Origin of the sequence: Streptomyces viridochromogenes (assembly GCF_001270495.1) — a bacterium.
GTDB lineage: Bacteria > Actinomycetota > Actinomycetes > Streptomycetales > Streptomycetaceae > Streptomyces > Streptomyces viridochromogenes_A.
In genome coordinates, this window is sequence record NZ_LGUR01000215.1 from 1 (window position 1) to 20,344 (window position 20,344).

The following is a 20,344-nucleotide window of genomic DNA, read 5'->3' on the forward strand; positions in this document are numbered from 1 at the left end:
CCACTGCCCCGCGGTCTGGCCGGCCGGACCCTCCGCCCAGCGGCAGTCGCCGAGCGGCGGTCTCGTCAACCCGCTGCCCGAACTACTGGGCACGGGGACCTACCGGTGACCGCGTGACGCGCCCTCCTCGGGCCGGGTCCTGAACGACGGGGCGCGGTCCCGGCCGGTGCCGGTCGGGACCGCGCATCACCTTCGTCGTACGGGAACCGGGAGCGGGCGGGCGCCGCGAGGCCGTCGACGGCCCGGCGCCGCCGAGCGCAGGAGGCGGAGCAGGCGGATGTGGCGCGGAACGCGGTGCCGGACGGTCTTCTCGACCGCCTCGCACTGCGACCACGCGGCGTCGGCGGCCGCGCTGTCAGGTGTGCGGCCCGCGTACTCGACCTCGTTGACCAGGGTGGCCAGGGCCGGCAGGCGCCCGCCCACGGGGCCGCCCACGTGCTGCGCGCCGAAGGCGGCGATCTCCTGTGCCGTGTGCGCTCCCGTGGCGGGCAGGCCGATCTCCGTGAGGCGTTCGACGATCTGCTGCCAGGCCCCGAGGACCCTGCGCCGCACGTCCGGGTCGTTGCGGCGTCTGCCGCGCCGGTGGTGCGGCAGCCACAGCGCGTACAGCACATAGGCCGTGGCGAGCAGGAGCAGCGCGAGCGGAACGGTGAGCCACGGGGGTGGCAGCACGGAGCCGGTCGCGCCCCCGGCGGCGGGGGCCGTCTCGTCCGGCGTACGCGGCGGCGTCGGCGGCCGCGCCGGTTCGGCGGACTCCCCCTGCGCCCGCTGACGTTCCCCGGGCCTCTCCACGGCCACGGCGGAGGAGCCGCCCGGCTCGGCCTCGCCGGGTGTCGGGTGGAACGGCACCCAGCCGACATCGGTGAACCTCACCTCCGGCCAGGCCAGCACGTCCCGTCCCCGTACCTGCCAGGTGCCGGGGCCGGTCCGCGTGCCCGGGCGGAACCCGACGGCCACCCGGGTGGGCAGGCCCAGGGTGCGCGCCAGTACCGCGAACGAGGCGGCGAACTGCTCGGACGTGCCGCGTCCGCCGTCCGCCAGGAAGAACTCCAGACTCCGGTAGGTGTGTCCGGGCAGCGCCCCGGCGTCGAGCCGGTAGGTCGCGCGCAGCCAGTCCGCCAGCCGCACGGCCCGCTGGTACGGGTGGGTGGCGCCCCGGGTCACCCGTTCGGCGATCTTCGCGAAGGACCGTACGGAGGCAATCGGCTGCCCGGCCGCGTCGAGGTCCGGGAGGTCCACCCGTGCGGGGTCGTGGGCGGCGGTCGCGAACCGCAGCCGCTCGGCGTCGTACACGGGGAGGTGGGAGGTCGCGGTGTAGGTGAAGCCGCGGGGGACCGCTTCTCCGGTGGAGAGCACCCCGCTGTCCGGGTCGACCGAGAGGGAGGTGCCTTCGGGCGCGCTCACAGCCGAGGGGCGGTCGGCGGCGGGCAGCCAGATGCCGGGCAACGACCTTACGGTGAACCGCTGTTCGAGCCTCTTGGTGCCGTCCGGGGCGGCGTCCTTCTCCGCCGGGACGCGGCCACCGGTGCGGGTCAGCCCGGCGCCGCTGGTCCAGGTCGTCCCGTCGTACCGGTCGAGGACCGCGAGCCGGTAGTTCCTGGGGGCCGCGCCCGAGGTCCGTACGGTGAAGACCTCCTCGTCGCCGTTGCGCATCCAGGCCGCGACCTGGTCCAGCGGGCTCGTCGACTCCGGCCGTACGGTCGGCGGGGTGACCGTCTTCCGCAGGTCGTAGGGGGTGCCCAGACCGGGAAGGTGCGGGCCGAGCAACGCCGCGACGAGGCCGAGCGCGACCACGGCCGGCAGCCGAAGCGCCATGGCGCGCAACGGAAGCCGGGCCCGGGAACGGACCAGCGCCAACAGCGCGGCGGCCCCGGCCAGCGCGCCCGCGGCCGGGTACGAGGATCCCGGGCCGTCCACGCCGAGCACCAGCGGGAAGCCGAAGGCGAGGACCGCGGGGAGGGCCGGGAGCAGCGGGGCGCGGGTGCGCAGGGCGAGTTCGGCGCAGACGGCGGTGGTCGTCCAGACCACGGCGTGCGGCAGCACCAGCAGCTCGGGCTCGCCGGGCGCGGGCGGGATGGTGGACAGCAGCGCGTGCGGGGCGTCGAGCAGCGCGGACCACGCGGCGCGCAGCGCGGGCCCGCCGGGCAGCCCGTCGCTCACCTCGTGGAAGAGCGTCGCGCTGACGACGACGGCCCAGGCGACGGCGGTCAGCAGCGCGGACGGCCACAGTGGCAGGGTGGGGTGGCCCTCGCGGCCCTGCCGGGCGGGGTGGCGGCCGAGCAGCCCCGACAGCACCGCGGACAGGACGACCGGGGTGAGGAGGGCCACCGCCAGCACCGGAAGCAGGTCGGACGGACGGAAGACCGGGGCGAATCCGTACCCGACGGCGGCGGACAGCGCGGCCACCGGCAGCAGCGACCACAGCCGTCGGGCCCGGTCCGGATCCGGTACGTGGCCTTGGCCGGACGGAGAGGCAGCGGGGGCGGTGCGGACGGGGGCGGTGACGCTCAACGCACGGCCTCCCAGCGCCAGCCGGCGAGCAGTTCGTCCAGCGACGCGACGCGCGTCTGCGGTACGTCGGCACCGGGGCCGGACATCTCGTGCGCGGCTGCTGCTTGGGCTGCGGCCGTGCCCGTGGCCCGGGCGCCGACGCGCAGCATGGTCACGCGGTCGAAGTGGCGCCGTACCCGGTCGACGGCGCTCAGCCCCCGGGTGTCGCCGGTGCCGGTGACGACGACCAGCGTCCCGCCCCCGCGGTGGGCCTCCAGGCCGTCGAAGGCGGCGGCCACGGACGCCAGGTCCGAGCGGCGCACGACGGCCAAGGCGTCCAGCAGCGCCTCGCCGTCGCCGCCCGAGCCGTCGGTGTGCAGGAGCGGTCCCGCCTCGCCGGCCAGGTGCACGGGGAAGTGGGAGCGGGCGGCCGCGTACGCGACGGAGGCCGCGCAGTCCACGGCCAGCTCGAAGTCGTCCTCCGAGGCGTAGGCACGCCGCCGGGTGTCGAGCACGAGCGTGGTGTGCGGGAGCGACACATCGACCATCTGGCGGACCATCAGCGTGCCGGTGCGGGCCGTCGACCGCCAATGGACCCGTCGCAGGTCGTCGCCGAGCACGTACTCGCGCAGCGCGTGGAAGGTCAGCGAACCGTCGTCCGCGGCGTCGGAGGCCGGCCCCTCAACATGGTGCGCCTGCCCGGACGGCAGCACGGGCAGCGGACAGATCCGGGGCCGTACGAGCAGCGTGTCCGAAGCGCCGTACGGGCGCATGCGCCGGGCGAGCCCGAGCGGATCGGTGCGTTCCAGCCGCAGTGGTCCCACCGGCACGCGGCCGCGGTGTGCGGTGGGCAGCGCGTACCGCAGTTCGTGCGCGTCGCCCGGCCGCAACGCCGGTACGTCGACGGGGATGTCCCGGTCGCCGCACCGGTCCACGGCACGCAGGCCCCGCCGGGTGCGTCCCCCGGTGTTGGTCAGGGTGACCACGCCCTCGGCGGGATCACCCCGGCTCACCCTGCTCGGCGCGATCCGCCGCTGGGCGCCCAGTACGGGGGCGGGCAGCGCCCACAGGACGGCGACCGCGACGGCGAGCAGACAGGTCACGCCGAGCGCCGCCGCCTCGCCGTAGCCGAGCGTGTAGCCGACGGTGGTCAGTGCGGCGCCCCCGGCCAGCGTGCCCCACCCGGTGGCCGACAACATCAGAGGCGTGCCCCGTTGTTCAGCTCCACCGTGGCCAGCACTTCGTCGATCACGTCCGTGCCCGTACGGCCGCTCAGCTCGGCCTCCGGGGTGAGGATCAGCCGGTGCGCGAGCACGGGCCCGGCCAGCGCCTTGACGTCCTCGGGGAACGCGTACGGCCGGGACTGCGAGGCCGCCCGCACCCGGACCGCGCGCAGCAGGGCGACGGAGCCGCGCGGCGAGGCACCGAGGCGTACGTCGGGAAGCGCACGGGTCGCCGCCACCACCCGCACCAGGTAGTCGTACAACGCGTCGGCCACCTGCACCTCGGCGGCGGCCTTCACGAACTCGGCGATCTCCCGGGCGGTGGCGACGGGGGTCAGCGACTCGGGGGTGGTGTCGGTGCCCGACCCGGCTCCGGTGAGGACCGCGACCTCGGAGGCGTGATCGGGGTAGCCGACGGTGATGCGCATCAGGAAACGGTCGAGCTGCGCCTCGGGCAGCGGGTAAGTGCCGCCCATGTCCACCGAGTTCTGGGTGGCGAGCACCATGAACGGGCGGGGCACCGGGTGAGTGGTGCCGTCGGCGGTGACCCGGCGCTCCTCCATCACCTCCAGCAGCGCGGACTGCGTCTTGGGCGAGGCACGGTTGATCTCGTCGCCGAGCACGATGTTGGCGAAGACCGGGCCGGGGAGGAACTCGAAGGCGCCGGTGTTCTGCCGGTAGACGGTGACGCCGGTGATGTCGGAGGGCAGCAGGTCCGGGGTGAACTGCACCCGCGCGAAGTCGGCCTCGATGGAGGAGGCCAGACAGCGCGCGAGGGTGGTCTTGCCGGTGCCGGGCACGTCCTCGATGAGTAGATGGCCTTCGGCGAACAGGCAGGTCAGGGCCAGTTCGATGGTGTCGCGCTTGCCTTTGACGATGCGCTCGACGTTGTCGGCGAGGGCGTGGAAGCACTGGGCCAGGCGCGCCGTGCCGTCGGTGGGGGGTGAGGTCATTCGCAGTCCCAGACGTCGAGGTTGGAGCGGGAGTTCACGAAGAGGTCGGAGGTGTATCCGGTGATGTCCCTGTCGATGTCAGGGTGATGGAAGGTGTGGTAGGCCCAGATATCGGTCTTCTCACCGGTGGGCTCGTACGTCTTTTCCTGGCCCTTCACCTTGCAGTGGACGGTGGTGACCTGGGTGAGATGACCGCCTGGGTTACCGGGGATCTCGCCTGGCCGGCCGCCCACATCGGTGGTGGGTAGCGCCCGGATACCGACGGGGGTGTCGTTGGCGGTGTTGTTCACGATCTTCATCTGCTGGGAGGGCGGGGTCAGGTCCATCTGCCCGGACGCCGACGCGCCCGATCCTGCGGCGTTGCTCGCCATCACCGCCACCGCGTACTTGAAGCTGTTCCGCAGACGCGTGTACGTGTGACTGGGCTCGGTGGTCTCCGCCGTTCCGCCGGGCCCGTTGATCGTGTACTTCACCGAGCCGCTCACACCCTGCGGCGGCTGCCATTTCACCGTGCCGCCGTGGCCGCCCGGGGTCGGGGTGAAGGTGAGATCCCGCGGTGCCCCCGGCGCGACGCAAGGGCGTGCGAACGCCGACGGCGCCGACTCCTTGTCCGGCTTCCCCCCGCCGTACTCCGCGACCACGGTGAAGCTGTACTGCTCCTCGCACGAGCCGCCCTCGACCTCGAAGGCGAACGGGCCGTCAGGCCCGATCCCGCCCGGGGTGACGGTCTGGTCCGGCGCCGCGCCCTTGAGGACATAGCGCTTCGGGGTCGCCCCCAACGCCTTGGCGAAGGTGATGCGGATGGCGCCCGACCGCGACTCCGCCTGCGGTGATCCAGGGGCCCCGGGCTCGGGCTCGGGTTTCGGATCCGGTTTGGGATCCGGGTCCGGCTGCGTCGACGGGGGCCCGGCCGTCTCTCGGGGAGCACCCCCGGAGGGGACGCCCGGGGCGGGGGAGCCCGGTACCGGAACCGTCCCGCCCGTCGGGACGCCGTCCTCGACCGGCTCGTCCCCCGGCTTCCGCGCGGACGGCGCGTCCGTGCCGTACTTACCGATGTGCCTGACCTCGCCGTCGGCGTCGATCACCGCCGCGGCGGCGCCGTCCGGGTCGTTCACCCACAACAGCCCGTCGCGTACGAAGAGTTCGAGCTCGCCCGCCCCGTCGGTGACCCGCACCGGTGGGGTGAACGCGGAGAGGGAGGTGTCGTAAGCCAGCAGCCTGCCGGTGGACTCGTCGGGTATGTAGACCCGCTTGCCGAGCAGTTGGGGTGCGGCCGGCTTGTGCCCTGCCGTCGGCACCCGGACGCGCAGGGTGTGACCGCTGCGGACGTTCACCACCACCAGATCCCCGCTGCCGGTGGCCAGCACCGGCACCGCGGAGCCGTCGGTGCCCGCCGGCACCAGGACGCCGGCCGGGTCCGCCCCGGCGATCGCGTCACCGAGGTCGAACGTGCTCTGCACGCCCGTGGCCGTCAGCACCTTCATCGCGGCGCCGGTCCGGTCGGTCACCACGGGGCGGCCGGCGGCCACGGTCAGCGTCAGATCGTGGCCCGCCTCGGCCACCTTGACCGCCGTACCCCTCCGGCCCGCGACGAACGGCACCACGGTGCCGCTGCCGGGCAGCGGCACCCACAGCGTGCCGTCCCCGTCCACCACGGCGGCCCCCGGCTGTCCGCCCAGTTCCACGGGCGGGCTCTTGGGCGTCGTCAGCGCGGGGTCGATCCGCTGGACGGTGCCCCTCGCGGGGTCGACGACATACGCGTACGCGCCGCCGGAGACCAGTTGCAGCCCGGCCGCGCCGTAGTCCGCGGACTGTGCGGCGGTCAGCTGGGCGGCGTCGATCCGGACGACCCGGCCGGTCCGCTCGTCCAGCACGAGAGTGGTGTCGCCGTCCTGCGCGACCGAGACCGGGTGGCCCGCCGTCCCGCCCGGCAGTACGGCCCTGCCGTCCACGGCACCGGTGAGGCCGTGCGCGTGCACGACCTCGCCCTTCTCTCCGGCGGCCAGCCAGGCGCCGATGTCGGCGAGCCGGGGCCGGGCGGCGGACGCGCCGGCTCCGACGGCGAGCGAGGTACCGACGAGTGCGCCGGCCGCGCAGACCGCGACGTACGCGGTGACGCGGTTGCCGGTCGGCCGCAGTGTCGTCCTGGCAGCCGTGAGCAGTGCCGCCGCGTAACGCCGTCGGAAGTCCGACATCACTCGCCCCCCTTGAGACGCACAACTGCTCCGAGGTTCAGGTTAGTTGGCGACCACAAGGGTGTCAGCGAGGAGGCGGGGCCGACCAGGCGGCTCGCCGGAGCGCCTGCTGCCTGAGCTGCCACACTCCCTCCAGCCGCGACAGCGTCGTTTCGGGCTGCTGCCGCAGGAAGGCCGCCCGCCTCGCCGCGAGCGTGGCGCGCAGCCCGCTCTCGCCGTCGCAGCGCCGGTCCGCCGTGGCGGCCGCGCGCTGCTCGCGGTCGAGGGAGGCGGCGTCCGTTCCCCGGTCGGCCTGGTGCTGGAGCGACTGGATCAGGGCCGTAGGGCTCTGCGCCCGGTGCCCCTGCCCGGCCATGCAGCGCTGCCATCGGCCGAGCGCCGCCTTGTAGTGCCGGTCGTGGGCCAGGTAGCCGGCGAAGAGCAGGTTCACGTCCTGTGGCACGAGGATGTCCTCGAACGCGGCGCGCACACTGCCGTAGAGCCGTTCCTGTGTCCGGGCCGAGCAGCCGCCGGTGGCGTGGGCCCCTTTGTCGCCACTGGGCAGCGTCAGGGCGGCCTGTTGATCGGGCCGTCCGCTGAGGGCGGTGACGTAGCGGGCCCGTTCGGCGGGGGGAAGGGACTGCACGTACCGGTCCTGCGCGGGTGCGTCCTGTGGTCCCTCGCCCGCCGTCGGGAGCACCCCGTAGCCCGCTGGTGATCCGGTTCCGAGCACGTCGGCCGTGGTGATCCCGGCCGACGGCTCAGGGCCGGCGCGCGTGATCAGGTAGCGCAGGCCCAGCTTGCGCATGCACCGCTGGTCCAGCGCCTGTTGGGCGTTGAAGAGCCGCCAACGCCGGCGCAGCGCGGTGGCATCGCTGGTGAGGACGGCCGCCGCGCGCTGAAGTGTCCGCGCCGAGGGCGCCGGGGGTGCCGAGGGCACCGCGGGGCCCGGCGGGGAAGCCGGGCCCGCGGCGCATCCGGCGACGCAGATCAGGACTGCGGCCCACGCGAACACGGAGAGAGCAATTGCCGTCCTACGGGCGGTCATCGGTCGCGAAGGGTGGTTCATGATCAGCCTGCCAGTCGTCCGATCGCCGGGTGGGGAGGGTCAGGTGCAGGCCATCCACTTGTTGCTGCTGACCTTGTCGTTGATGTTCGTCGAGGTGCCGTCCCAGTACACGCGGGTGAAGGTGCTGCCCTTCCAGCCCTTCGGGAGGCACTTCGAACCGCCCTTGTGGTTCACGTCCTCGTAGACGCGGACGCCCAGGCCGCTCGTGCCGTTGTTGTAGCCCGAGGAGGCGCAGTCGCTCCAGTTGCCCGTCTTCGTGCACTTGGGCTGGGAGTAGGGCGTCCAACTGTTGTTGCTGTGCTCGAACGTGCCCATGGGGCCGCCGTAGTCCGCGTCGACCCAGACGCAGAGGTGGGCGCCCGGGCAGTCGTTCACGCCCATCGGCGACACAGCGGCCGAGTCGCCCTGGGCGGCGGCCCGCGGCGCGGAGTACCACTCGGGGTTCGCCTGCGCGGTGCCGGTCAGGCCGGTCAGGCTCAGGGCTGTGAGCCCCACGGTCGCCAGCGCGGTGGCGATCTTGCTCCTCATGAATGTTTCCCCTTGGTCGTGTTGACGTGCTGGTCGTGGCTGCGGGCGGTGGCGAGGGAGGCCCACGGCTGTCTGCCTGGAGCCCCTGGCCCGTTGCCCGAGCCAGGCCGACGCTGGCAGCGCGCTCCGGCGCCTGGCAACGCATCGCGGCCCGGTGGGATGCTGGGACGCCGAAGCGCGTGGTGACCTCGCATTTCGGTGGGCCCGCTGGGACACCGATGGGACAGAGGGACGGCGCGGTACGACGGTGGGCGCCGACAGGGAAGGCCGCATGGGATCGCAGCCCGTGGAGTTCGAGGAGTTCGCGGCCTGTCTGCGGGCGCTCAAGGAACGGGCGGACCTCAGTTACGGGGCGCTGGCCCGGAAGACCCGGATCAGCAGCTCCAGCCTGCACCGGTACTGCTCCGGCTCGTACGTCCCCCAGGACTACGGATCGGCACACCGCTTCGCCACGGCCTGCGGGGCGTCGCCGGAGGAACTGCGCCGATTACACCGGCTCTGGGCGTTGGCGGACGCGGCCCGGGAGCCCGAGCGGAGCGGGGATGACGCGGGCTCGGGGGAGGACCCAGCTCCGGGTAAGGACCCGGCTCCGGGGGAGGACCAGGCCCAGGGAGAGGCCCCGGCCCCGGACCCGGAGGCTGGACCCGACCCCCGTCCGCCATGGCACCGCAGGGGGAAGTCCACGGCTCTCGTCGTGATCGCGCTCGTACTGGCGCTGGCGGCCACGGCATGGGGAATCGCGGCAGTGACCGGGACCGGAACCGGAACCGGCACAGGCGGCGACGAAGAGGGCCTGCTGTTCTCGGCGGAGTGTGACGAGCCGGTGAGTCTGGGGCAGCGCGGCGCGTGCGTACGGGAGGTGCAGCGGCTCCTGGCCCGGACCGGGGCCGAGCTGGACGTCGACGGCGATTTCGGCCCGCAGACGCTGCGCCGGGTGACCGCCTTCCAGGTGCTGTCGCGCATCGACGCCGACGGAGTGGTCGGCGAGGAGACGAAGAAGGCGCTCTACGCGACGAGGATCCAGCTGGACACCTGGTCGCCCGGGAAGGTGCGGGAACGGGTCCGCGAGGTGTTCCGCGAAGTGCCCGACCGCGCGGTCGCCTTCGCCGACTGCCAGTCGTTCCTCGATCCGTTCCACATCGTGCCGAACCCCGACGGCACACGGAAGTGGGGCGTTTTCCAGATCTCCGACGCCACGCTGCGCGAACTCGGCGGCACACCCCGCGACGCGATGGACCCGGAGTGGAACATTCAGGCCGCCCACCGCTTGTGGAGCCGCACGAAGAACTTCGACGCCTGGCCGCGCTGCGACCGCTCGTCCTCCCCCGACGCCGTCGACCCGGCCCTGGTGGAGCCGGTCGACGACCGGCCGGCGAAACCGGCACAGGACGCCCCCACGTCCCCGCCGTCCGCGACCACCGTCTGCCCGGCGCCGGGACAGCGGTTCAAGACGCCCTACGACGACCGCGTGTACCTGGTCGGCCCCGGCAGCCGTCTCTACTACGTCCCCGACGCGACCATCTACTTCAACCTCTGGGACGACTGGACCGGCGTCGCCGTCGTCAGCGGCAGCGTCTTCGCGGACTGCGCCTGGGACGAGGCCCGCGAGCTGGCCAACGCCTTCCTGGCCAGGACGAGCGACAGCTCGCGGGCCTACCTCTGGGACGCCTGGTACGGCTACCGCCCGATCACGAACCGGGCCGTCTTCGACAAGTACGGCTTCTCCGAGACGAAGATCCAGACCCGGCCCTCCCTGTCCCCCGTCAGCGACGGCACACGGTGGCAGTGAGGGAAGCCCCGGTTCCTGCCGCGCTCAGCCGGGAATGTTGGGCTCGTACTCGTTCCGCCCCCACTCGGACGAGCCCAGCGGATACTCGTACGTGGGCCGTCCCACGTTCCCGCTGGTCCGGAAGGGCTGGCCGCGGTCGTCGAGGCGTACGGTGCCGTGCTGGTCACCGCTGGACCACTCCAGCTCCAGGTACCAGCTCACGTTGTGCGCCCGCGCGTCCGCGAAGACGTAGAAGACCTCGGGATCGGACTCGCTCACCTTGTACGGGAAGTCGCGCTGACCGGCCTTGGGGGAGAGCGCGGGTCGCCCGGCGTCGAGGTCCACCTTGAATGCCGTGGTGTCCACGCCGCCACCGCATCCGACGCCCATCGCGAAGTCGTTCCAGGCGAGCGGAGCGCTCTTCTCCACGACCCGCACATGCAGTTCCTCCAGGACGACCGTGGCCTTCCCGGTGCCCTGCACGGTCAGCGCGAGCATCTGCTGCCCGGCGGCGACCCCGCCGAGCGCGGTGGCCCATCCGCGCGCGTCCTGCTCACTCGGCGGCGGAGGCATCCGCTCGGGATCCCGGTTGACCAGGTAGTGCTGGCTGCACGGGCCTTCCCACTTGTACGGGTTCACGGCGACGTTGGGCGCACTGGCCCCGTTCTGGGATCCGCCGCCCTGGGCCGCCCCGGCCCCACTGCTCCGGGAGGCGGAGGCGGGAGCCGTGGGAGTGCCGCTGCGTGAGGCGGACGGCGAGGCCGACTTGCCCTTCGCGTCGGGCGACTTGGAGGAGCCGGGGCTCGCGTCGGCGGAGCCGGCGGACCGGGAGGCAGCCCCCACGGACTCCTTCCCGCCCTGGTCGTCGTCCCCCTCGCCGGGCGCGAGATTCACCACGAGCGCGGCCGACACGAGGACGGCGGCCACCGCGGCCCCGGCGAGAACGGCGGTACGCCGCCGAGCCCAGGGAACCCCCGCCAAGGTCCGCCGCCCACTGTCGGAACCGGCCTGGCCCGCTGTTCCCTCGCCCGCTGCTGTTTCGTTCCCCGCCGCCTCGGCCGCCACCTCATCCGCCGCCGCGGCCCCGCCCGCCTTCTGCCTGCGCCGGTCATCCGCGAGCACCCACCGCCGGTGCAGTTCCACCAGTTCCTCGGGCGTCGCCTTGCACACCCGGGCGAACCGTTCCACGGGCGCGTAGTCCGTCGGTACGGCGTCCCCGTTGACGTACCGGTGAAGCGTGGACGCACTCGTGTGCAGCCGCTTCCCGAGCACCCCGTAACTGAGCCCGGACCGCTCCTTCAACTGCCCCAGCAGCTCCGCGAACTCGTCCCCCGCCACCGTTCCTCCCTCTCCCCGCGTCCCGGACCCCCGTTCCAGGGGTAACGCATTCCCCCAGGTCAGAGCTATCGCAGGCGTTCCAGCGTCCCGGATGCCCCGGCAGTCGTGGCGGTCGGGACGGAGCACCGCACAAGCTTGAGCCATCCAAGCACGCCGCTCCCGGCACGCCGCTTCCGGCACCCGGTCGAGCGGCCCATGCCAACACCCGTACCGCACAAGGGGGATCACATGTCCGCTCACACCCACCGCACCCGCATGCTCTTCGCTACCGCCCTCACGGCCGCCACGCTGATGTTGACGGCATGCAACAACGGAGAGGGCGTCAAGGACGAGGGGGCAGCGGCGGGATCGGAGTCCACGGCCTCCACCTCGCCCTCGCCCAGGGCGAGTGGAGGAACCTCCACCGGGAAGGGCGGAACCGACTCGGCGGGCTCGGGCGCCGCAGGCTCGACCGGCGGCACGGCAGGTTCGGACGGCGCAACGGCATCGACGGGCGGGTCGGGTTCCACGGGATCGTCGGGTTCCACGGGCTCCCAGGACCCGGGGCCCACCAGGACCCCTTGCTCCCCCGCCTCCACCAGGACGACCGCCACGGAGGTCTCCCGGCCCCTGAACCACCTTCTCCTCACCGTCACCAACACCGGCTCGAAGAACTGCAACCTCGTCGGCTATCCGGCGGTCCGGTTCGGCGAGGCCCAGTCCGTCCCGCCGGCCTTCGAGGACTCCAAGCCGCAGGCGGTCGTCACGCTGGCCCCCGGTGAGTCGGGCTATGCGAGCGTCCTTCTCTCGGCCGCCGACGGCAGCGGCTCCAACGGCTACACGGCCAAGTCCCTTGAGGTCTACCTCGACCAGAGTGCGAGCGCCGCCGCCCGCCCGTCCCTCCCCGCGAAGGGCGTGTACGTCGACGACTCGATCCAGGTCTCCTACTGGCAGTCGACCATGGCCGACGCCCTGGCCTGGTGAGCCGGTAGGCGGTAAGACACCGGCAGCATCCTGCCGACAGCAAGCAGGCCCAGGTCTCCGACCTGGGCCTTCCTGCGAACTCCCGCGAACGCCGGCGATCTTCCGCGCTCAGCGCAGCGCGCTCTTCTGCTGCCACTCGGTCCACGACAGGTTCCACGCGCCGAAGCCGTTCCCGGGTGCGACCACGCCCTTGGTGTCCTTGCCGGTGATCTCGAACGGGTCGCCCGGCCGTACCTGCCCGTAGAACCAGGCCGCGTTCGCGTCGCTCATCCCTATGCATCCGGAACTGTGGTTGGCGTTGCCGAAGTAGCGGGCGTTCCACGGGGCGGCGTGCGCGTACATGCCCGACCAGGTCAGCCGCATCGAGTAGTCGACCATCTTGTCGTAGGCGTCGCCGAGGCCCACCGTCTCGGAGTTCATGTTGATCGTGCCCTCCTTGGCCATGAGGACGGCCGTTCCGCGCCAGGAGCGCTTGTCACCGCCGGGCGTGCCGCCGGAGACCGGTATGCGCCGGACGGTCTCGCCGTCGCGTACGAGGGTGAGTTGGTGGCGGTCGAGGTCGACCTTGGCGATCTGCCGGGCGCCGATGGTGAAGGTGGTCTTGTAGTCGCGTACGAACCAGCCGCCGTCCGCGCCCGAGTCGGTGCCGTTCAGTTCGGCGTTCAGCGTGACCTTGGTTCCGGGCTTCCAGTACGCCTTGGGCCGCCAGTCCACCCGGTCGCGGCCGGACCAGTCGCGTAGCCAGCCCCAGGAGCCCTCGGTGTCGTTCGAGGTGGTGATCTTGAGCTGCTTCTCGACCTCGGCCCGGTTCCTGACCGGATGGTCGAAGACCAGGGAGATCGGCTGGGCGACGCCGACGGTGGCGCCGGCGCCCGGTCGCCAGTCGACCTTGTTGACCTTGTCCGCCTCGGCTGTGGTGAAGGCGGCCTCGGTGCTCTTGGCGGTGCCGCCCTCGGACCGGGTCGCCGCCGTCACCTTGTACGCCGCGCCGGGTACGGCCTTGCGGTCGGAGAGCCACGACCGGCCGTCGGCGGCGACCTCGCCGGCGAGCCGCCGGCCCTCGCTGTCGGTGACGGTCACCGAGGTGAGCCTGCCGCCCGAGGCCGTGACCTTCACGGGCTCGCCCGCCGGGGCCTTCTCTCCGCTGGGCGTGACGGTGACCGTGACCGGGCGGTCGGCGGCGCCCGAAGTGACTTCGCCGTCCGGGGTGTTCGGGGAGCCGTTCGACGAACAGGCGGCGAGCGGTGCCAGCAGGGCGGCCACAACAGCGGCCCGGGCATGGGTGAGAACACGTATGCGTGACAACGGGGCCTCCGCAAGGGGCGTAAAGGTGGTGGATGTCGTGACTGTAGAGCCGGAAAACCCGAGGTCAGCCGCTATAGGGCAAGGTGACGGCGTCTGGTGCGGAACGGTCATGGTCCGGTCACATTCGCCGGACGGAGCGGTCATGGGCCGCTGTGAACCTCCTTTGTGTCCCCGCGACAGGCCCGGGGAGAAGGAGAGGTCCAGACTGTGTCAGCGCTGCTCGTGCCGCCCAGCCGTGTGCCCCGGGCACGGAACGGGGACGTGGTCCTGCGAACCATCCCCGCGGAGACCTACCGCGCCTTCCTCGCGTCCCACGCCGGCGCGGCGCTCGGCGCCGGTTTTCTGCAACTCCCCTCCTGGGCCGACGTCAAGGAGGGCTGGCGCGCTCAACTGCTCGGCTGGGGAGCGGATCCGGAGGCAGGCGAACTGACGGGCGTGGCCCTGGTGCTGCTGCGGCAGTTCCCCGGCACCCGCAGGTACTTCGCCTACCTTCCCGAAGGGCCCGTCGCCGACTGGAGCGACCCGGACGTCGACGGCTGGCTCGGTCCCCTCCTGGAACACCTGCGCCGCGCGGGCGCCTTCGCCGTGCGCATCGGCCCGTCGCCCGCCTACCGGCGCTGGGACGCCGCCCTGCTCAAGCCGCTCACCGGTCCGGGCCGCCGCCTGGGTGACGTCCTCGCCAGCGAGGTCGACCCGCTCGGCGCCGCCGTCGCCGAGCGGCTGCGGGCCCGGGGCTGGCGCCGCTGCGGAGGTGACGGCACCGGCGAGGACGGGGACGCCCAGCCCCGGCACGTCTTCCATGTGCCGCTCGCCGGACGCACCACCGAGGACCTGTGGTCCGGGCTCAACCAGGAGTGGCGGCGCAATGTCCGCCGGGCCCAGAAGGAGGGCGTGGAAGTGGTGGTGGGCAGTGCGGCCGAACTCCCGGATTTCTACCGGCTGTTGGGCATCACCGAGCGCCGTGACGGGTTCCGGCTCGGCCGCTCGCTCGCCTACTACGAGCGTCAGTACGCGGCGCTCAACGCCGAGGATCCGGGCCGGATGAAGCTCTACCTCGCCCGGCACCGAGGAGAGATACTCGCCGCCCACACCATGATCACCGTGGGCCGCCGGGCCTGGTACCAGACCGGCGCCTCGGCCGACCACCGCCGCGAGGTCCGCCCCTCCAACGCCCTCCAGTGGCGGATGCTCCAGGACGCCCACGCCCTCGGCGCCGACGTCTACGACATGCGCGGGGTACCCTCCACTCTCGATCCTGGGGAACGTGCGTACGGACTGCTGCGGTGGAAGCTCGGCACCGGAGGGCAGGTCGTCGAGACGTTGGGGGAATGGGAGAGACCCTTGGGCGGCAGCGCCAACCACACGCTTTACCGCGCCTTCCAGGCGTACCTGAACCGCCGATGAAGCAGACGCAGAAGCAGACGCAGACGACCAAGGCGGCCTCTCCGGCCTCCTCCGCGGCACGCGGCAGCGCCGTCATGGCCGCCGGATCCGTCGTCTCCCGGGCCACCGGTTTCGCCCGCTCCGCCGTGGTCGCGGCGGCGCTGGGCACCATCGGGCCGGTCCCCGACGGCTACGCGGTCGGCAACGCCCTGCCCACCATCGTCTACGTCCTGCTCCTCGGCGGCGCGCTCAACGCCGTCTTCGTGCCCGAGCTGGTCAAGGCCGCCAAGGAGCACGACGACGGCGGTGCCGCGTACACCGACCGGCTCGTCACCGTCTGCGTCGCCGCCCTGCTGGCGATCACCGCGACCGCGGTGTGGGCGGCCCCCGCGATCGTCGACGTGTACACCGACTACACCGGCGACCAGGCGGCCATGACCACCGCGCTCGCCCGCTACTGCCTGCCCCAGATCTTCTTCCTCGGGCTCTTCACGCTGCTCGGGCAGGTGCTCAACGCGAGCGGCCGGTTCGGCGCGATGATGTGGGCGCCGGTCCTCAACAACCTCGTCGTCATGGCCGTGTTCGGCCTGTACCTGGCGCTGGCCATGGGCGGCGGGGACACCCTCACCGCGACCGAGACCGCCGTGCTCGGCTGGGGCACGACCGCCGGTATCGCCGCCCAGGCACTCGCCCTCGTCCCCGCGCTGCGCGCGGCCCGCTTCCGCTGGCGGCCCCGCTTCGACTGGCGCGGCAGCGGACTGACCCGCCCCCTGCGCGCGGCCGGCTGGCTGGTGCTGCTGGTCCTGGCCAACCAGGCCGCCTACTGGGTCACCACCCGGCTCGCCACCACCGCGGGCCTCGACGGCGGCCCCGGATACGGCGCGTACAACAACGCCTATGCCCTGTGGGTCGTACCGCACGGCATCATCACCGTCTCCGTGGTGACCGCGCTGATGCCCCGGATGAGTGCGGCCGCCGCCGACGGGGACACCGCCACCCTGCGGCGCGACGTCTCCCACGCCCTGCGCACCTGCGCGTCCGCCGTCGTCCCCGCCGCCTGCATGCTGCTCGCCCTCGCCCAGCCGGTGATGGCCCTCGTCTTCGGACACGGCAGGACCAGCGCCGCCGACACGGCCGCCATGGCCGGGATCCTGATGGCCTTCGCGCCGGGACTGATCGCCCTGTCGGGCCAGTACGTCCTGTCCCGCGCCTTCTACGCGCTCTCCGACACCCGTACGCCGTTCCTGCTCAACCTCGTGATCGTCGCCCTCAACGCGGGCCTGTCCGTGGCCGCCGCGCAGCTGCTGCCGGCGCGCTGGGCCGTGACGGGCATCGCGGCGGCGTACTCGCTGGCGCTGTGCGTGGGCTGGGCGGTGACCGGGCGGGTGCTGAGCCGCCGGCTCGCCGTCGCACGACCCCTGCGCTCGTCCGCCGTCGGCGCCCACGCACGGCTGCTGCTGGCCGCCGTCCCCGCCACCGCGCTCGGCCACCTCGCGGTCCTGGGAACCGCACCGGCGGGCGCGGTGGTCTCCACCGTTGCCGGCGTGGCCGTCGTCGTCCTCACCTTCGCCCTGCTCGCCCGTCCGCTGCGGCTGGCCGAACTGGACGCGCTGCTCGCCGGTCTGCGCCGGCGCCTGGCCCGGACCCGGACCTGACCACCACCGAGGGAGAACCGCCGATGTCCCGCGTGCTCCTCATCGAGGACGACCCTGCCGTACGCGAGGGGGTCGAACTCGGTCTGCGCCGCCGCGGCCACGAGGTACGGGCGGCCGCGACCGGCGAGGCCGGTCTCGCCGCCATGACCGAGTTCCGCCCCGATCTGCTGCTGCTGGACCTGATGCTGCCCGGCATGAACGGCGTACAGGTCTGCCGCCGGGTCCGCGAGCGCAGCCAGCTGCCGATCATCATGCTCACCGCGCGCGGCGACGACTTCGACGTGGTCATCGGCCTGGAGGCCGGTGCCGACGACTACATCGTCAAGCCCGCCCGCACCGAGGTGATCGAGGCCCGGATCCGTGCCGTACTGCGCCGCCTCGACGACGGCGGCGCGGGCCGGCAGGCCATCGAGGTCTACGGCGAACTCACCGTCGACCGGGTCGGACTGACCGTCACCAAGGCGGGCCGGCCGCTCGCGCTCGCCCCTTCGGAGCTCAAGCTCCTGCTGCACCTCTGCGCCGCCCCTGAGCAGGTGTTCAGCAGGCAGCAACTCCTTGAGCACGTCTGGGATCACAGCTACCACGCCGACGCCCGACTGGTCGACGCCTGCGTCGCACGGCTGCGCGGCAAGATCGAGGACGAGGCCGGCAGCCCCCGCTACGTCCAGACCCTGCGGGGCTTCGGCTACCGCTTCGGGCCGCTGTGACCACCGGCCCCCGGCGGTCGCGGTTCAGGGCGTTCGGGCTGCGGACGCGGCTGCTGCTCGCCTTCCTGCTGGTCGCCGGTGTCAGCGCCGGCACGACGGCCGCGCTGACCTACCGTGAGGCCCGCAACGCGGTGCTGCAGACCGCCCAGGACACGGCGGTCACGTCGTTCCGCGACCAGGTCCAGCAGACGGGCTTCGGGCTGCCCTTGCAGGGAGGGGAGGACCTGGAGTTCGTCCTGCGGGACATCGCCCGCAAGGGCAAGCCGCACCCCTGGGTGGTGTTCGCCGAATACGGTTCGGTGCGCGCCTCCTCGGGCGAGAACCCCGTCTCCACCGTCATCACACCCGAACTGCGCCGCGCCGCGCGGGCCAACCCCCACGGCAGCTTCGAGCGGGTCGTCAAGGACGGCGTGCCCTACCTGACCATCGCCATGCCCATGGTCTTCAAGGCGAGCCCGGACAGCCTGCTGCCCAGCGGACTCGTCCTCTACGCCGTCATGCGGATGACCGACGAGCAGCTCAACGTCGACGCCCTCCTCATGGCCGCCCGGGACGGCGCCCTGCCCGGCCTGGCCGTCGCGCTGATACCGGGCCTGATCGCCGCACGCAGCGTGCTGCGGCCGGTGCGGGAACTGCGCCAAGCCGCGCAGAGCATGGGCAGCGGCCGGCTCGACACCCGGATTCCGGTGCGCGGCAGCGACGAACTGGCGGACCTGGCACGCACCTTCAACGAGTCCGCGGGCCAACTCGAACAGTCCGTACGGGAACTGCGCGAGGCCGAGGCCCGCGCCCGCCGCTTCGCCTCCGACGTCTCCCACGAGCTGCGCACCCCGCTGGCCGGAATGCTCGCCGTCACCGAGGTCCTCGACGAGGACGCCGATCACCTGGACGCCGACACCGCACGGGCGGTCCGGCTGGTCAGCGCCGAGACCGGAAAGCTCGCCGTGCTGGTCGAGGACCTGATGGAGATCTCCCGCTTCGACGCCCGCGCGGCCGAGCTGAACGCCGACGAGGTCGACGTGGCCGAGGCCATCCGCAAGACCCTCCACAACCGGCACTGGAGCGACGACCGGGTCCGCACCGAACTCCCCGACGGCATCCGGGCCCGGCTCGACCCGCGCCGCTTCGACCTGGTGATCGCCAACCTCGTGGGCAACGCCCTGCGGCACGGCAGCGCACCCGTCACGGTGAGCCTGCGCGCCGAGACCCGCTCCGCCTCCCCGCCCGTGCTGATCACCGAGGTCAGGGACAGCGGCCCCGGCATCCGCCCCGAATCGCTCCCGCACATCTTCGACCGCTTCTACAAGGCCGACGCGGCCCGCACCCGCTCGGCGGGCAGCGGCCTGGGACTGGCGATCACCCTGGAGAACGTGAAGCTGCACAACGGAACGATCCGCGCGGGGAACCTGCCCGGGGGCGGCGCCGTCTTCACCGTGGAGATACCGCGTCACGCGGAGGAGGCCGGCGGATGAGGCGTGCGCGGACGCGCCGAGGTGCGGCGGCCGTCGTCGGTGCCGTCGCCTTCGCGGCGGCCGTACCGCTGCTCGGTGGCTGCGGTATCCAGGAGACCGACCCCATCGAGGCGGGCGGTCCCGCCAGCTTCCAGGCCTTCCTCAACCGCGACCACGACATGCTGCTCTTCTTCCGTTCCCCCGACGGAGGGCTGAGCCCCGTGATCCGCACGACCGAGCCCGCGGCCGGGTTCGGTGAGGGATCCGGCGCGTCGGGCTCCGGGGAGCAGGACCTCCCCGAAACGGACGGTCCGGTGCCGACGGAGAAGGTCGTCGCGGCGCTGCTCAACGGTCCGGGCGAGGACGACCGCGCCGCCGGCCTGAGCACCTCCCTGCCCGCCGCCCGCCCCGGCCGGGCCGTAGAGGTCGAGCGCTCCCCGGACGGCACGGTCACGGCCCGCCTGCCCCTCGCCCTGGAGGGACTGGACAGGACGGCTCTGCGCCAGCTGACCTGCACGATCGCCTACAGCCAGGACGCCGACGGCCAGGTCGTCGTGGAACTGACGGGACTGGACGGCACATCGAGGTCCGGCACCTGTGGACTCGCCCTCGGGGAACGATGAGTTTCTGAAGCGTGCCGGGTCTACAGGTGTGACGGTCGGCGAAGCCCATCCGGAGGAGACCGCCAGTCCGTACCGAACCGATCGCCCGCACGCGAGGAGAACGCCATGACCGCCACCTACACCTTCGACGTCTTTTCCAGCCTCGACGGCTACGGCGCCGCCGGTGGCGACTGGACCGGCTACTGGGGCAAGCAGGGCCCCGAGCTGCTCGACCACCGCCTTGCCCTGTACGACGCGGAGCAGCGGATGGTCTTCGGGGCCAACACGTATCGGGCGTTCGCGCGGATGCTCGCGTCGAGCACCGAGGAGTCCGACGTACGTGACCCCTGGGTCACCCGGATGAGGAGCCTGCCGGCGACGGTGGTGTCGACGACCCTGGAAGGCCCCCTCGACTGGCCGGACGCGACCGTCATGAGCGGTGACGCCGTCGACGTCGTCGCCCGGCTCAAGGAGGAGTCCGAGGTGCCGTTGCGCTCGCACGGCAGCCTGTCGATGAACCGGGCGCTGATGGCCGCCGGGCTGGTCGACCGCCTCCAGGTGACGCTCTTCCCCGTCATCACCGGACAGACCGGGCTGGACCCGATCTTCCGGAGTGCGGCCGACTTCGACCTGGAGCTGGTCGAGAGCCGGACACTCGACGGTCGCATCCAGGAGCTCGTCTACCGCCCCACGCTCCATTGACGTGTATCGCGGGCGTATGACGTGTATCGCGGG

Annotated in this window: 16 protein-coding genes; 8 read left to right on the top strand and 8 right to left on the bottom strand. The window is 72.8% G+C overall.

What is annotated here, in order from left to right; genetic code table 11:
* Positions 1-186 precede the first annotated feature (186 nt).
* From ADK36_RS28495 to ADK36_RS49065, 6 genes are all read right to left on the bottom strand, one after another.
* On the bottom strand, positions 187-2,511 hold the full coding sequence (locus tag ADK36_RS28495) for a DUF3488 and transglutaminase-like domain-containing protein (RefSeq protein WP_053199543.1): 2,325 nt from the start codon (positions 2,509-2,511) through the stop codon (positions 187-189).
* Complete coding sequence (locus tag ADK36_RS28500) at positions 2,508-3,689, bottom strand: DUF58 domain-containing protein (protein ID WP_048585061.1); 1,182 nt, start codon at positions 3,687-3,689, stop codon at positions 2,508-2,510. Before ADK36_RS28500 ends, ADK36_RS28495 begins: the two co-directional genes overlap by 4 nt.
* A complete protein-coding gene (locus ADK36_RS28505; protein WP_078916555.1) occupies positions 3,689-4,666 on the bottom strand; it encodes an AAA family ATPase in 978 nt (325 codons plus the stop codon). Before ADK36_RS28505 ends, ADK36_RS28500 begins: the two co-directional genes overlap by 1 nt.
* Positions 4,663-6,861, bottom strand: coding sequence for a hypothetical protein (locus ADK36_RS28510; protein WP_048585060.1), 2,199 nt, complete (start codon positions 6,859-6,861; stop codon positions 4,663-4,665). Before ADK36_RS28510 ends, ADK36_RS28505 begins: the two co-directional genes overlap by 4 nt.
* Positions 6,862-6,925: 64 nt before the next feature.
* Positions 6,926-7,888 carry a hypothetical protein gene (locus ADK36_RS48250; RefSeq protein ID WP_159029278.1) on the bottom strand — a complete coding sequence of 321 codons (963 nt, stop codon included), beginning with the start codon at positions 7,886-7,888 and terminating at the stop codon, positions 6,926-6,928.
* A 60-nt stretch (positions 7,889-7,948) separates the two neighbouring features.
* On the bottom strand, positions 7,949-8,437 hold the full coding sequence (locus ADK36_RS49065) for a peptidase inhibitor family I36 protein (RefSeq protein WP_048585058.1): 489 nt from the start codon (positions 8,435-8,437) through the stop codon (positions 7,949-7,951).
* A gap of 271 nt (positions 8,438-8,708) precedes the next feature.
* Here ADK36_RS49065 and ADK36_RS28525 point away from each other — a divergent pair, with 271 nt between their 5' ends.
* Complete coding sequence (locus ADK36_RS28525) at positions 8,709-10,226, top strand: helix-turn-helix domain-containing protein (RefSeq protein WP_063776933.1); 1,518 nt, start codon at positions 8,709-8,711, stop codon at positions 10,224-10,226.
* Positions 10,227-10,250: 24 nt separating this feature from the next.
* On the opposite strand, the gene ADK36_RS28530 is transcribed toward ADK36_RS28525, so the two are convergent.
* Complete coding sequence (locus ADK36_RS28530) at positions 10,251-11,543, bottom strand: transcriptional regulator (RefSeq protein WP_053199545.1); 1,293 nt, start codon at positions 11,541-11,543, stop codon at positions 10,251-10,253.
* Between the two features lie 228 nt (positions 11,544-11,771).
* On the opposite strand from ADK36_RS28530, the gene ADK36_RS28535 reads away from it, so the two are divergent.
* Complete coding sequence (locus ADK36_RS28535; protein ID WP_048585056.1) at positions 11,772-12,506, top strand: DUF4232 domain-containing protein; 735 nt, start codon at positions 11,772-11,774, stop codon at positions 12,504-12,506.
* Positions 12,507-12,614: 108 nt separating this feature from the next.
* On the opposite strand, the gene ADK36_RS28540 is transcribed toward ADK36_RS28535, so the two are convergent.
* Positions 12,615-13,811 (bottom strand): L,D-transpeptidase, encoded by a 1,197-nt coding sequence (locus tag ADK36_RS28540; protein ID WP_048585055.1) that lies wholly within the window; start codon positions 13,809-13,811, stop codon positions 12,615-12,617.
* Positions 13,812-14,018: 207 nt separating this feature from the next.
* On the opposite strand from ADK36_RS28540, the gene ADK36_RS28545 reads away from it, so the two are divergent.
* From ADK36_RS28545 to ADK36_RS28570, 6 genes are all read left to right on the top strand, one after another.
* Positions 14,019-15,215 (top strand): lipid II:glycine glycyltransferase FemX, encoded by a 1,197-nt coding sequence (locus ADK36_RS28545; protein ID WP_048585054.1) that lies wholly within the window; start codon positions 14,019-14,021, stop codon positions 15,213-15,215.
* Positions 15,212-16,849 (top strand): murein biosynthesis integral membrane protein MurJ, encoded by a 1,638-nt coding sequence (gene murJ, locus ADK36_RS28550; protein WP_048585053.1) that lies wholly within the window; start codon positions 15,212-15,214, stop codon positions 16,847-16,849. Before ADK36_RS28545 ends, murJ begins: the two co-directional genes overlap by 4 nt.
* 23 nt (positions 16,850-16,872) lie before the next feature.
* Positions 16,873-17,556 (top strand): response regulator transcription factor, encoded by a 684-nt coding sequence (locus ADK36_RS28555; protein WP_048585052.1) that lies wholly within the window; start codon positions 16,873-16,875, stop codon positions 17,554-17,556.
* Positions 17,553-19,028 (top strand): sensor histidine kinase, encoded by a 1,476-nt coding sequence (locus tag ADK36_RS28560; protein WP_199830265.1) that lies wholly within the window; start codon positions 17,553-17,555, stop codon positions 19,026-19,028. The genes ADK36_RS28555 and ADK36_RS28560 overlap by 4 nt, the downstream gene beginning before the upstream one ends.
* Positions 19,025-19,630: a hypothetical protein gene (locus ADK36_RS28565; RefSeq protein WP_048585050.1), complete on the top strand. Its 606-nt coding sequence runs from the start codon at positions 19,025-19,027 to the stop codon at positions 19,628-19,630. The genes ADK36_RS28560 and ADK36_RS28565 overlap by 4 nt, the downstream gene beginning before the upstream one ends.
* 105 nt (positions 19,631-19,735) lie before the next feature.
* Positions 19,736-20,311: a dihydrofolate reductase family protein gene (locus tag ADK36_RS28570; protein WP_048585049.1), complete on the top strand. Its 576-nt coding sequence runs from the start codon at positions 19,736-19,738 to the stop codon at positions 20,309-20,311.
* The last annotated feature ends 33 nt before the right edge of the window (positions 20,312-20,344 follow it).

Bases quoted from the DNA above. Each gene is read 5' to 3' on its own strand.
- ADK36_RS28555 (WP_048585052.1), top strand. From the start codon at position 16,873: ATGTCCCGCGTGCTCCTCATCGAGGACGACCCTGCCGTACGCGAGGGG.
- ADK36_RS28525 (WP_063776933.1), top strand. From the start codon at position 8,709: ATGGGATCGCAGCCCGTGGAGTTCGAGGAGTTCGCGGCCTGTCTGCGG.
- ADK36_RS48250 (WP_159029278.1), bottom strand. From the start codon at position 7,888: ATGACCGCCCGTAGGACGGCAATTGCTCTCTCCGTGTTCGCGTGGGCC.
- ADK36_RS28500 (WP_048585061.1), bottom strand. From the start codon at position 3,689: ATGTTGTCGGCCACCGGGTGGGGCACGCTGGCCGGGGGCGCCGCACTG.
- murJ (WP_048585053.1), top strand. From the start codon at position 15,212: ATGAAGCAGACGCAGAAGCAGACGCAGACGACCAAGGCGGCCTCTCCG.
- ADK36_RS49065 (WP_048585058.1), bottom strand. From the start codon at position 8,437: ATGAGGAGCAAGATCGCCACCGCGCTGGCGACCGTGGGGCTCACAGCC.
- ADK36_RS28565 (WP_048585050.1), top strand. From the start codon at position 19,025: ATGAGGCGTGCGCGGACGCGCCGAGGTGCGGCGGCCGTCGTCGGTGCC.
- ADK36_RS28510 (WP_048585060.1), bottom strand. From the start codon at position 6,861: ATGTCGGACTTCCGACGGCGTTACGCGGCGGCACTGCTCACGGCTGCC.
- ADK36_RS28535 (WP_048585056.1), top strand. From the start codon at position 11,772: ATGTCCGCTCACACCCACCGCACCCGCATGCTCTTCGCTACCGCCCTC.
- ADK36_RS28505 (WP_078916555.1), bottom strand. From the start codon at position 4,666: ATGACCTCACCCCCCACCGACGGCACGGCGCGCCTGGCCCAGTGCTTC.
- ADK36_RS28570 (WP_048585049.1), top strand. From the start codon at position 19,736: ATGACCGCCACCTACACCTTCGACGTCTTTTCCAGCCTCGACGGCTAC.